At 70.3% G+C, this 11,776-nt stretch carries 9 protein-coding genes; 8 read left to right on the forward strand and 1 reads right to left on the reverse strand.

The annotated features are described in order from the left end of the window. The first annotated feature begins 26 nt into the window (after window positions 1-26). The 6 genes from AB0L71_RS04315 to AB0L71_RS04340 all read left to right on the forward strand — a co-directional run bounded on the left by AB0L71_RS04315 (window position 27) and on the right by AB0L71_RS04340 (window position 9,177). Complete coding sequence (locus AB0L71_RS04315) at window positions 27-1,244, forward strand: sensor domain-containing protein (RefSeq protein WP_365237619.1); 1,218 nt, start codon at window positions 27-29, stop codon at window positions 1,242-1,244. Window positions 1,245-1,603: 359 nt separating this feature from the next. Further along, window positions 1,604-2,959 carry a sensor domain-containing protein gene (locus tag AB0L71_RS04320; RefSeq protein ID WP_365237621.1) on the forward strand — a complete coding sequence of 452 codons (1,356 nt, stop codon included), beginning with the start codon at window positions 1,604-1,606 and terminating at the stop codon, window positions 2,957-2,959. Between the two features lie 157 nt (window positions 2,960-3,116). Then, a complete protein-coding gene (locus AB0L71_RS04325; RefSeq protein WP_365237623.1) occupies window positions 3,117-3,791 on the forward strand; it encodes a response regulator transcription factor in 675 nt (224 codons plus the stop codon). A gap of 320 nt (window positions 3,792-4,111) precedes the next feature. Then, window positions 4,112-6,067 (forward strand): 2-oxoacid:acceptor oxidoreductase subunit alpha, encoded by a 1,956-nt coding sequence (locus AB0L71_RS04330; RefSeq protein ID WP_365237626.1) that lies wholly within the window; start codon window positions 4,112-4,114, stop codon window positions 6,065-6,067. Further along, window positions 6,060-7,118, forward strand: a complete 1,059-nt coding sequence (locus AB0L71_RS04335) for a 2-oxoacid:ferredoxin oxidoreductase subunit beta (RefSeq protein WP_365237629.1) — start codon at window positions 6,060-6,062, stop codon at window positions 7,116-7,118. Before AB0L71_RS04330 ends, AB0L71_RS04335 begins: the two co-directional genes overlap by 8 nt. A 103-nt stretch (window positions 7,119-7,221) precedes the next feature. Then, on the forward strand, window positions 7,222-9,177 hold the full coding sequence (locus AB0L71_RS04340; RefSeq protein ID WP_365237631.1) for an APC family permease: 1,956 nt from the start codon (window positions 7,222-7,224) through the stop codon (window positions 9,175-9,177). Here AB0L71_RS04340 and AB0L71_RS04345 read toward each other — a convergent pair. After that, the gene (locus tag AB0L71_RS04345; protein ID WP_365237634.1) at window positions 9,165-9,563 is read right to left on the reverse strand and encodes a helix-turn-helix domain-containing protein; all 399 of its coding nucleotides are present in this window, start codon (window positions 9,561-9,563) and stop codon (window positions 9,165-9,167) included. The two genes, AB0L71_RS04340 and AB0L71_RS04345, sit on opposite strands and share 13 nt — an antisense overlap. Before the next feature lie 109 nt (window positions 9,564-9,672). On the opposite strand from AB0L71_RS04345, the gene AB0L71_RS04350 reads away from it, so the two are divergent. Continuing rightward, window positions 9,673-10,533, forward strand: a complete 861-nt coding sequence (locus tag AB0L71_RS04350) for an SDR family oxidoreductase (protein WP_365237637.1) — start codon at window positions 9,673-9,675, stop codon at window positions 10,531-10,533. Window positions 10,534-10,662: 129 nt separating this feature from the next. Next, window positions 10,663-11,649 carry an EamA family transporter RarD gene (rarD, locus tag AB0L71_RS04355; protein WP_365237639.1) on the forward strand — a complete coding sequence of 329 codons (987 nt, stop codon included), beginning with the start codon at window positions 10,663-10,665 and terminating at the stop codon, window positions 11,647-11,649. Window positions 11,650-11,776 lie beyond the last annotated feature (127 nt).

Raw genomic sequence — 11,776 nt, forward strand, 5'->3', positions numbered from 1 at the left:
GGCGTTCCGCCCGGCAGGCTGGGCGCATGACCATGAGCCCCCCGGTCCCCGACAACGACCGGCCGCCGCCCGCCCGCTTCGCCTTCGACCGGTGGACCTGGAAGGAGATCGGCTATCTCCTGGCCAATCTCCCCATGGCCGTGGCCGGGTTTGTTTACACCGTGTTCATGCTCAGCGTCGGCGTGGGGCTTGCGGTCACGGTGATCGGTCTGCCGCTGCTCGCCGTCGGGCTGCGCGGGGCGCGGCTGCTAGGGAAGGCGGAGCGGGGGCGGGCGCGAGGGATGCTCGGGGTGCGGATCGACGAACCGAGCCCCGTGGGTCTCGCCCGCCGGGAACGCGGGTTCCTCCCCTGGATGTGGGCGAGCATCTCGGATCCAGTGGCCTGGCGGGCGGTGCTGTACTCCTTCATACGGCTGCCCTGGGGCGTGCTCACGTTCACCGTGACCTTCGTGGGTCTCTTCGTGCTGTGGCCGGTGCTTCCTCATGTCGCACGGCTCCTCGCGCATGCCGACCGGGCGATGGCACGTGGTCTGCTCTCCCCCTCCGACGAGCTGGAGCGCAGGATCGCCGAGCTGGAGTCGGACCGTGGGGTGGTCGTCGACACGGCCGCCGCCGATCTGCGCCGTATCGAACGCGACCTGCACGACGGCGCACAGGCCCGGCTCGTCGCCCTCGCCATGGACCTGGGACTCGCGAAGGAGAAACTGGCCCAGGACCCCGAGGCCGCGGCCCGCATGGTCGACGAGGCCCACGGCGAGGTCAAGGTCGTCCTCCAGGAACTGCGCGACCTCGCCCGCGGCATCCACCCCGCCGTCCTCACCGACCGAGGACTCGACGCCGCACTCTCCGCCATCGCCTCCCGCTGCACCGTCCCCGTCACGGTGACGGTGGACCTGCCGACGCGGCCCGCGGAGGCGATCGAGGGGATCGCCTACTTCACGGTCTCCGAGCTGCTGCAGAACGTCAGCAAGCACGCCCGCGCGACCCACGCCTCGGTCGACGTCTGGCGCACCGCCGACCGACTGATGCTCCAGGTCACCGACGACGGACAGGGCGGCGCCCGGATCGACGCCGGCACCGGCATGGCCGGACTGGCCGAACGACTGGACGCGGTGGACGGCGTACTCGTCGTGGACTCCCCGCAAAGCGGCCCCACGACAGTCACCGCGGAGCTTCCCTGGCGGGACCGGGGGACGAAGGAACCGAGCCGCGGCGGGGCTGTCGGCCGTCCTCAGTCGCCGTGACCGGGCGGGGCCCCGACGCCGCCACCGGGCGGGGCCCCGACGCCGCCACCGGGCGGGCCCGCACGCCGCAACCGGGCCGGCCGCACACCATCACCGGGTGGGCCCGCATGCCGCCACCGGGGCGGCCGCACACCGTCACCGGGCGGGCCCGCATGCCGCCACCGGGGCGGCCGCACACCGTCACCGGGTGGGGAAAACCCCCGGTCGAAGAGGGATACCGCCCTCATGGTGCGCAGGCCCGCGGCGCCACACCCTTGATGTACCGGCCGGAACCCCTGGACCACCGAAGAGACCCGGCCGGTGACTGACCGGTGACTGACCGGTGACGGAGAAGACCCGAGAAGAAACGGACTGCACCCATGGCCACGGCATACCGACCGGACGCCCGGGACCTGGAACGGCCCGGAGGCGGTCACCCGGACCGTCCCCCGGTGAAGCACGGCCTCCCGGCCGCGCTGCGCGCACCTGTCGAGGGCAGGACCTGGCGCGAGTTCGGTCATCTGCTGCTGAGTCTGCCGATCAGCACGGTGCTGTTCTGCCTCTCGATCACGCTGACATCGCTGGGCGTCGGCATGCTGATCACCTTTCTCGGGGTTCCGATCCTGGCCGGCGCCCTGGCCCTGTGCCGCGGTTTCGGCTCGATGGAGCGCGCCCGCGCACGCGGGCTGCTGAAGCTGGACGTGGCAGACCCGGCACCGGTGCGCGGCAGGACCGGCGGTCCGCTGTCCTGGATGGGCGCGACCCTCAAGGACGGGGCGTCCTGGCGGCATCTGCTCTACGCGCTGCTGCACTTCCCGTGGGCGGTCTTCGCCTTCACCGTCTCGGTGACGCTCTGGACGTGCGGGTGGGTAGCCCTCACCTACCCGCTGTGGCAGTGGGTCTTCCCCGCGTACGTGGGGGTCGACGGCATTCAGCTGTACGGAGACAGCACCCATGACATCTACCTCGACTCCCCCTTCGAGCTGGCCGCGACCAGTGTGTGCGGCCTGGTACTCGTCCTGATCACCGCGTGGGTCATCCGTGGTCTGGCGAACGTGGACCGGGTGATGGTGGCCGGGCTGCTGGGGCCGTCCAGGCTGGCGACGCGCGTGTCGGAGCTGGAGTCGGACCGTGGGGTGGTCGTCGACACGGCCGCAGCCGACCTGCGCCGCATCGAACGCGACCTGCACGACGGCGCACAGGCCCGGCTCGTCGCCCTCGCCATGGACCTGGGACTCGCCAAGGAGAAACTGGCCCAGGACCCCGAGGCCGCGGCCCGCATGGTCGACGAGGCCCACGGCGAGGTCAAGGTCGCCCTCCAGGAACTGCGCGACCTCGCCCGCGGCATCCACCCCGCCGTCCTCACCGACCGAGGACTCGACGCCGCACTCTCCGCCATCGCCTCCCGCTGCACCGTCCCCGTCACCGTGACGGTGGACCTGGCGTCCAGGCCGGCCCAGGCGATCGAGGGCATCGCCTACTTCACGATCTCCGAGCTGCTGCAGAACGTCAGCAAACACGCCCGCGCGACCCACGCCTCGGTCGACGTCTGGCGCACCGCCGACCGACTGATGCTCCAGGTCACCGACGACGGACAGGGCGGCGCCCGGATCGACGCCGGCACCGGCATGGCCGGACTGGCCGAACGACTGGACGCGGTGGACGGCGTACTCGTCGTGGACTCCCCGCAAGGCGGTCCGACGCGGATCACGGCCGAGCTGCCCTGGCTCGGCTGACCCGTCCACGGAGCCATGCGAGGCCCCGCCCCACGGCTCCCCACCACGCATGAACCGCTCACGCCCTGTCTTCGGCTGCTGGAGACAGGGCGCTGCCGATACTGGGATGCTGGGTCCCGTACGAGCGGGACCAACAACCCATGGGGGATACAGCGGCATGGCGGAGAACAGGGTGCGGGTGGTGATCGCCGAGGATTCGGTGCTGCTCCGGGAGGGGCTCACCCGGCTGCTGACCGACCTCGGGCACGACATCGTCGCGGGGGTCGGGGACGCCGAGGCGCTGATCAGCACGGTGCACGGTCTCGCGGCGCAGGACGCGCTGCCGGACGTGGTGGTCGCCGACGTACGGATGCCTCCCACCCACACCGACGAGGGCGTACGCGCGGCCGTGCGGCTGCGCAAGGAGTATCCCGGGGTCGGGGTGCTGGTCCTCTCGCAGTACGTCGAGGAGCAGTACGCGACCGAGCTGCTGGCCGGATCGACCCGCGGCGTGGGGTATCTGCTGAAGGACCGGGTCGCGGAGGTCCGCGAGTTCGTGGACGCGGTGGTCCGGGTGGCGCAGGGCGGAACGGCCCTGGACCCGGAGGTGGTGGCGCAGCTGCTGGGTCGGAGCCGCAAACAGGACGTCCTGGCGGGTCTGACGCCGCGCGAGCGCGAGGTGCTCGGCCTGATGGCCGAGGGGCGGACCAACTCCGCGGTGGCCAAGCAGCTGGTGGTGAGCGACGGCGCCGTGGAGAAGCACGTCAGCAACATCTTCCTGAAGCTCGGCCTGTCCCCCAGCGACGGGGACCACCGCCGGGTGCTGGCCGTGCTGACCTATCTGAACTCCTGACGATCTGACACCGTGTCAGATACCCCGGTGCAGGCCGTTCCGGGGGCATCGGGGCGGGCCGAGTGACGGCCGTCGAGGTGACGCGGGCCCGGTCCGGAGGCCGACCGGACCCCTGGAACCGAACAATGAGTGCACGGCAACTTCGTCGAGAGACCGGGGGGCTTGCAAGGCATGAACGACAGGTGTCGAATCGCATCCCAAAATGATGTCCACCATGTGATCGGCCCAGGGAAGGCGACCCTTACGGTCGTAGGGTTGGCCCTGGGACCGTCGGCGGGCCGGCCGGTCCCGAGCCGCCGCCCCAAGGGAGGTCCAGTTCAGTGACCAGCCAGGTCAGTAGCCCAGCCGAACAGGCCGATGAGGCCAGCGACACGCTCGTCGGGGGGCAGCGCGCCCTCCGTCCCGGTCACACGGACGCCGGCGAGAAGGAGATCCGTCGTCTGGACCGGGTGATCATCCGTTTCGCGGGTGACTCCGGAGACGGTATGCAGCTCACCGGTGACCGGTTCACCTCGGAGACCGCTTCCTTCGGGAACGATCTCTCCACGCTGCCCAACTTCCCCGCCGAGATCCGCGCCCCCGCAGGCACCCTGCCGGGGGTTTCCTCGTTCCAGCTGCACTTCGCCGACCACGACATCCTGACCCCGGGCGACGCACCGAACGTCCTGGTCGCGATGAACCCGGCCGCCCTCAGGGCCAACATCGGCGATGTGCCGCGCGGCGCCGAAATCATCGTCAACACCGATGAGTTCACCAAGCGCCCGATGGCGAAGGTCGGCTACGAGACCAGCCCTCTGGAGGACGGCTCGCTGGACGCGTACAGCGTCCATCCGGTGCCGCTGACCACGCTCACGATCGAGGCGCTGAAGGAGTTCGGACTCTCCCGCAAGGAGGCCGAACGCTCGAAGAACATGTTCGCGCTCGGACTGCTCTCCTGGATGTACCACCGGCCGACCGAGGGAACCGAGGCGTTCCTCCGGGCCAAGTTCGCGAAGAAGCCGCAGATCGCCGAGGCGAACGTGGCCGCGTTCCGCGCCGGGTGGAATTTCGGGGAGACGACGGAGGACTTCGCGGTCAGCTACGAGGTGGCGCCCGCCTCGCAGGCCTTCCCGACGGGCACGTACCGCAACATCTCGGGGAACCTGGCGCTCTCCTACGGGCTGATCGCCGCGAGCCGGCAGGCGGATCTGCCGCTGTACCTGGGCTCGTACCCGATCACACCGGCCTCCGACATCCTGCACGAGCTGAGCCGGCACAAGAACTTCGGTGTCCGCACCTTCCAGGCCGAGGACGAGATCGCGGGCATCGGTGCCGCGCTGGGCGCCGCGTTCGGCGGATCGCTCGCGGTGACGACGACCTCCGGGCCCGGAGTGGCCCTGAAGTCGGAGACGATCGGGCTCGCCGTCTCCCTCGAACTGCCGCTGCTCGTCGTCGACATCCAGCGCGGCGGCCCGTCCACCGGTCTGCCCACCAAGACCGAGCAGGCCGACCTGCTCCAGGCGATGTACGGGCGCAACGGCGAGGCCCCGGTCCCGATCGTGGCCCCCCGGACCCCGGCGGACTGCTTCGACGCCGCGCTCGACGCCGCCCGGATCGCCCTGACCTACCGCACCCCGGTGATGCTGCTCTCGGACGGCTACCTCGCCAACGGCTCCGAGCCGTGGAAGATCCCCGAGATCGACGAACTCCCGGACCTGCGCGTCCAGTTCGCCACCGGCCCCAATCACGAACTGGCCGACGGCACCGAGGTGTTCTGGCCGTACAAGCGTGATCCGCAGACCCTGGCCCGCCCCTGGGCCGTCCCCGGCACCCCCGGTCTCGAACACCGCATCGGCGGTATCGAGAAGCAGGACGGCAGCGGCAACATCTCCTACGACCCCGCGAACCACGACTTCATGGTCCGCACCCGCCAGGCCAAGATCGACGGCATCGAGGTTCCCGACGTCGAGGTCGACGACCCCGGCGAGGCCCGCACCCTCGTCCTCGGCTGGGGCTCCACCTACGGCCCGATCACCGCCGCCGTCCGCCGGCTGCGCGCCGCCGGGCACCCCATCGCCCAGGCCCACCTGCGCCATCTCAACCCCTTCCCGAAGAACCTCGGCGAGGTGCTGAAGCAGTACGACAAGGTGGTCGTTCCGGAGATGAACCTCGGCCAGCTGGCCACCCTCATCCGGGCCAAGTACCTGGTCGACGCGCAGAGTTACCATCAGGTCAACGGTATGCCGTTCAAGGCCGAGCAGCTCGCGACGGCTCTCAAGGAGGCCATCGATGCCTGACACCAACGAACTCCTGCAGCTGGTGCCGAAGGCCGAGGCCAAGCAGTCCATGAAGGACTTCAAGTCCGACCAGGAAGTGCGCTGGTGCCCCGGCTGCGGCGACTACGCGGTCCTCGCCGCCGTGCAGGGCTTCATGCCCGAGCTCGGACTGGCGAAGGAGAACATCGTCTTCGTCTCCGGCATCGGGTGCAGCTCCCGCTTCCCGTACTACATGAACACCTACGGGATGCACTCCATCCACGGCCGCGCCCCGGCGATCGCCACCGGTCTCGCCTCCTCCCGGCGCGACCTGTCCGTCTGGGTCGTCACGGGTGACGGCGACGCCCTCTCCATCGGCGGCAACCACCTCATCCATGCCCTGCGGCGCAATGTGAACCTGAAGATCCTGCTCTTCAACAACCGGATCTACGGGCTCACCAAGGGGCAGTACTCCCCCACCTCCGAGGTCGGCAAGATCACCAAGTCGACGCCGATGGGCTCGCTCGACGCACCCTTCAACCCGGTGTCGCTGGCCCTCGGCGCGGAGGCGTCCTTCGTCGCCCGCACCATCGACTCCGACCGCAAGCACCTCACCAGCGTGCTGCGCGCGGCGGCCGACCACCCGGGCACGGCGCTGGTGGAGATCTACCAGAACTGCAACATCTTCAACGACGGCGCCTTCGAGGTCCTCAAGGACAAGGAACAGGCGCAGAACGCCGTCATCCGGCTGGAGCACGGGCAGCCGATCCTCTTCGGCGCGGACCAGGACAAGGGGGTCGTGCGCGACCCCGCCACGGGCGACCTCAAGGTCGTCGCGGTCACCGAGGAGAACCGCTCGCAGGTCCTCGTCCACGACGCCCACGCCGCCAGCCCGACCACGGCCTTCGCACTGTCCCGGCTCGCCGACCCCACCACCCTGCACCAGACCCCCATCGGGGTACTGCGCAGCGTGGAGCGGCCGGTCTACGACACGCAGATGGCCGAACAGCTCGACACCGCCGTCGAGCAGAACGGCAAGGGCGACCTGGCCGCGCTGCTCGCGGGCAACGACACCTGGACGGTCGTCGGCTGAGGGTTCCCGCCACCGCCACCTGCCGTCGCCGGACGGGCTGAATTTCGGCCCGTCCGGCGATTGCCGTCCGGTGCGCGGCCGGACCGCCGCGCACCATGTGGCCATGGCCCTGGACCGCCCCGCCTATCGCCTCAAACGTCGCCTGCTCGGCAGAGCGCTCACCACCGAGCGCATCAGCGAGGAGAAGCTGAACAACCGGACGGCGCTCGGGGTGCTCGCCTCCGACTGCATCAGCTCGTCCGCGTACGGCTCCGAGGAGATGCTCCGGGTCCTGGTACCCGTGGTGGGCACCGCCGCGTTCACCCTGCTCATGCCGGTGACCGGTGCGATCCTGCTGGTCCTGCTGCTGCTCACGCTCTGCTACAGCGATGTCGTGATGATCTACACCCGGGCGGGCGGGTCGTACGTCGTGGCCCGGGAGAACTTCGGGCCGAACATCGCGCAGATCGCCGCCGTGGCGCTGCTCGTCGACTACATCGTCACCGTCGCCGTGCAGGTCTCGGCCGGCACCAACGCCCTGATCTCGCTCGCCCATCTGGTCGGCGGCAACTTCACCGGGCTGGACCATCTCCAGCTCCCGGTCTCCGTCGCCGTCATCGTGCTGCTCGCGTACGGGAATCTGCGCGGGGTCCGTGAGGCGGGCCGGACCTTCGCGCTGCCCGCCTATCTCTTCATGGCCGCCGTCGGCCTGATCCTCGTCGCCGCCGTGGTGCGCGGGCTCCTGGGCGAGCTGCCGCAGGCCGATCTGCGGGCGCATGGGGTCGTGCCGGTCGGCACCCCGGGCCAGGGCTGGCTCTACGGCGCCTCGCTCTTCATCGTGCTGCGCTCCTTCGCCAACGGCGGCTCGTCCCTCACCGGACTCGAAGCGATCTCCAACGGCATCTCCACGTTCCGTGAGCCCCAGGGCCGCAACGCCCGCCGCACCCTCATCGCCATGAGCACGGTGCTCGGCATCCTCGTGCTCGGAGTGTCCACGCTGGCGCACTTCACCCATGCCGTCCCGTACACCGACGGCACTCCGACCGTCATCGCGCAGGAGGCCCATCTCGCCTTCGGCAACGGGCCGGCCGGCACGGCCGGGCTGGTCTTCGTGCAGCTGGCCACCGCGCTGGTCCTCTACACCGGCGCCAACACCCCGTTCACCGGCTTTCCGTACCTGGCGAGTTTCGTCGCCAAGGACCGGTTCCTGCCGCGGGTGCTGACCCGGCGCGGGCACCGGCTGGCGTTCTCCAACGGCATCATCTCGCTGGCCGTCGTCTCCCTGGCGCTGCTGCTGGTGACCGGCGCCAGCGTGGACAGGCTGGTGGCGCTGTACGCGATCGGTGTGTTCACCGCCTTCACCATGGCCGGGGCCGGGCTCACCGCGTACCACCTGCGGCGCCGGGAGCGGTACCGCAGGCTCAAGGTCGCGGTCAATGGCACCGCCGCGGTCATCTCGGCGGCCGTGGTGCTGATCTTCGCCGTCACCAAGTTCACCGAGGGGGCCTGGCTGGTCGTGGTGGTCTTCCCGCTCGGGGTGTGGGCGCTGACGCGGATCAACCGCGAGTACCGGCACGAAGCGGCCGCGCTGCGGAGCATCCCGGCTTCGGGCGCCGACCGGCCGCGGTTCCGCCGCCATCTGGTCTTCGTCCTCGTCGAGACGCTCGACCTGGCGACGCTGAAGGCCCTGCGGTACGCCCATGAGCTGCGCCCGGACGGGATCAGGGCAGTGCACTTCGCGATCGACGAGGCGTACGGCAGACGACTGGCCGCCAAGTGGGAGGCGACCGCCGCCACCTCGGTCTCCCTGGACCTGGTGCAGTGCCCGGACCGGCGGCTGCGCCACGCGATGCAGGAGCTCGCGTCCCGCACCACGGAGGACGGCGAGACCTGGCTGACGGTGCTGGTGCCCCGGCGGACGTACCACAACGTCCTGGGGAAGCTGCTGCACCGGGGCACCGGCGAGCAGATGGCGAAGACGCTGGCACAGCTGCCGCATGTGGCGGTGACGATCCTGCCGTTCGACGTCTCACGGGCGCTGCGGACCCTGGAGGAGGGACAAGCGCCTCAGCCGGACTGAGCCCGTTCCTGCTTCCGGGCGTCGTACGCCTCGCGCGCCGCCTGCACCGCGTCCAGGCGCCGCTCCGTCCAGCGGGCCAGCGCCCACACCTGCTCGGCGGCCTCCCGGCCCAGCCCGGTGAGCGAGTAGTCCACCCGCGGCGGGATGACCGGCTTCGCGTCCCGGTGCACGAAGCCGTCGCGCTCCAGTGCCTGAAGGGTCTGGGCCAGCATCTTCTCGCTGACCCCGTCGATCTCGCGGCGCAGTTCGCTGAACCGGTACGAGCGCTCCAGCAGGGCGGCGAGGACCAGGACACCCCAGCGGCTGGTGACGTGTTCGAGCACCACCCGGGAGGGGCACGTCTGCCGGTTCACATCGGGCTTCATGCCCGCGTCACTCACGCTCATGCCAGTACCTTACTTCAAAGTGGGTACTTTCGATGGGTAAGTACAGGTCCTACAGTGAGTTCCGAAACCCAACGAGGATCAGCGCCACCCCAGAGGAGAAACACGCCCCATGAGCATCGTTGTCACCGGAGCCACCGGGGAGCTCGGCCGTCTCGTCGTCGACGAGCTGCTCACCGCCGTGCCCGCGAACGAGATCGCCGCCGTCGTCCGCGACGAGCAGAAGGCCGCCCCGCTCGCCGCCCGCGGCATCGAGATCCGCGTCGCCGACTACGACCGCCCGGAGTCCCTCGAGGACGTCTTCCGGTCCGGCGACCGGGTCCTGCTCATCTCCGGCAGCGAGGTCGGCCGGCGGGTGCCGCAGCACACCGCCGTCATCGACGCGGCCAGGGCCGCGGGCGTGGCACAGCTCGCCTACACCGGCGTACTGGGCGGCCCCGAGGCCGACTTCGGGCTGGCCGACGAGCACAAGGCCACCGAGCGGCTGATCCTGGACTCCGGCCTGCCGTACACCTTCCTGCGCAACGGCTGGTACACCGAGAACTACACCGCCCATCTCGCCCCCGTCCTGGAGCACGGTGCCGTCGTCGCCAACGCGGGCGACGGACGGATCGCCTCCGCCACCCGCGCCGACTTCGCCGCCGCGGCCGCCGCCGTGCTGACCGGTGAGGGCCACCTCGGCAAGGCCTACGAGCTGAGCGGCGATGTCGCCTGGTCGCTCGCCGAGTACGCGGCGGTGGTCGCGGAGGCCACCGGCAAGGAGATCGCGTACCAGAACGTCCCGGCCTCGGCGCACCAGGAGATCCTGGTCGGCGCCGGTGTGCCCGAGGGCTTCGCGGCGATCCTCGTCGACGTCGACGCCGCGATCGAGCGCGGCCTGCTCGCCGGCACGAGCGGTGACCTGGCCCGGCTGATCGGCCGGCCGACGACCCCGCTCGCCGAGACGGTGGCCGCTGCGGTGGCCACGGCGTAACTCCGCTCCCCCACGCCTCAGGGATCTCATGTCATGACCGTATGACGATACGGCCATGACATGAGAGTCTCCCGGCGCTACCGTCGTGCAGTCGGCGGAGCAGTCGACACGGACAGGCCGGGAGGGCCCGTGCAGGGGACGAACGAACAACGGGCCGGACTGCTGTCCGGGGTCGGCGCCTACGGCATGTGGGGCCTGGTCCCCCTTTTCTGGCCGCTGTTGAAGCCCGCCGGCGCCGTCGAGATCCTCGCCCACCGCATGACCTGGTCGCTCGTGGCCGTCGGCCTGGCACTGCTGGTGCTGCGCCGCTGGTCCTGGATCGGCGCCCTGGTCCGGCAGCCGAGGAAGCTCGGTCTGATATCGGCAGCGGCGGCCGTCATCACGGTCAACTGGGGTCTGTACATCTGGGCCGTGAACAACGGTCACGTCGTCGAGTCGTCGCTCGGCTACTTCATCAATCCGCTGGTCACCATCGCCATGGGTGTCCTGCTCCTCGGTGAACGACTGCGCCCCGCACAGTGGGTGGCGGTCGGCACGGGTGCCGCGGCGGTGCTGGTGCTGGCGATCGGGTCCGGGCGGCCGCCGTGGATCTCGTTGACGCTGGCGTTCACCTTCGCGACGTACGGACTGGCGAAGAAGAAGGTCAACATGGGCGGCATGGAGTCGCTCGCCGCGGAGACCGCCGTCCTGTTCGTGCCCGCGCTCGGTTATCTGCTGTGGCTCGGCGCGCAGGGCGACTCGACGTTCACCTCCGAGGGCCCCGGCCATGCGGCCCTGCTGGCCGCGACAGGAATCGTCACGGCCGTACCGCTCGTCCTGTTCGGGGCGGCGGCGATCCGCGTACCACTCTCCACCCTGGGGCTGCTGCAGTATCTGGCGCCGGTCTTCCAGTTCATCCTCGGCATCCTGTACTTCCACGAGGAGATGCCGATGGAGCGGTGGGCCGGGTTCGCCCTGGTGTGGCTGGCCCTCGCCCTGCTGACCTGGGACGCACTCCGGACGGCACGGCGGGCGAGGATACCGGCGCAGTCCCGTGCGGCCCGGGCGACGGCCCCGCGGACACCGCCGGCCACGGATTCCGCTCCGATCCCGCCGACCACGACTCCGGCCCCCTGACCCGACACCCGCCCGCCGCCGGGCGCCGTACCACGGCTGCGGCATCCGGCAGGAAATTGCCACACTTTTTTTAGATACCAGGTTGCTTTTTTAACTCGGTTGCTATTTTCTGGGTGTTCCCGGAACC

Origin of the sequence: Streptomyces sp. NPDC052052 (assembly GCF_040680455.1) — a bacterium.
GTDB lineage: Bacteria > Actinomycetota > Actinomycetes > Streptomycetales > Streptomycetaceae > Streptomyces.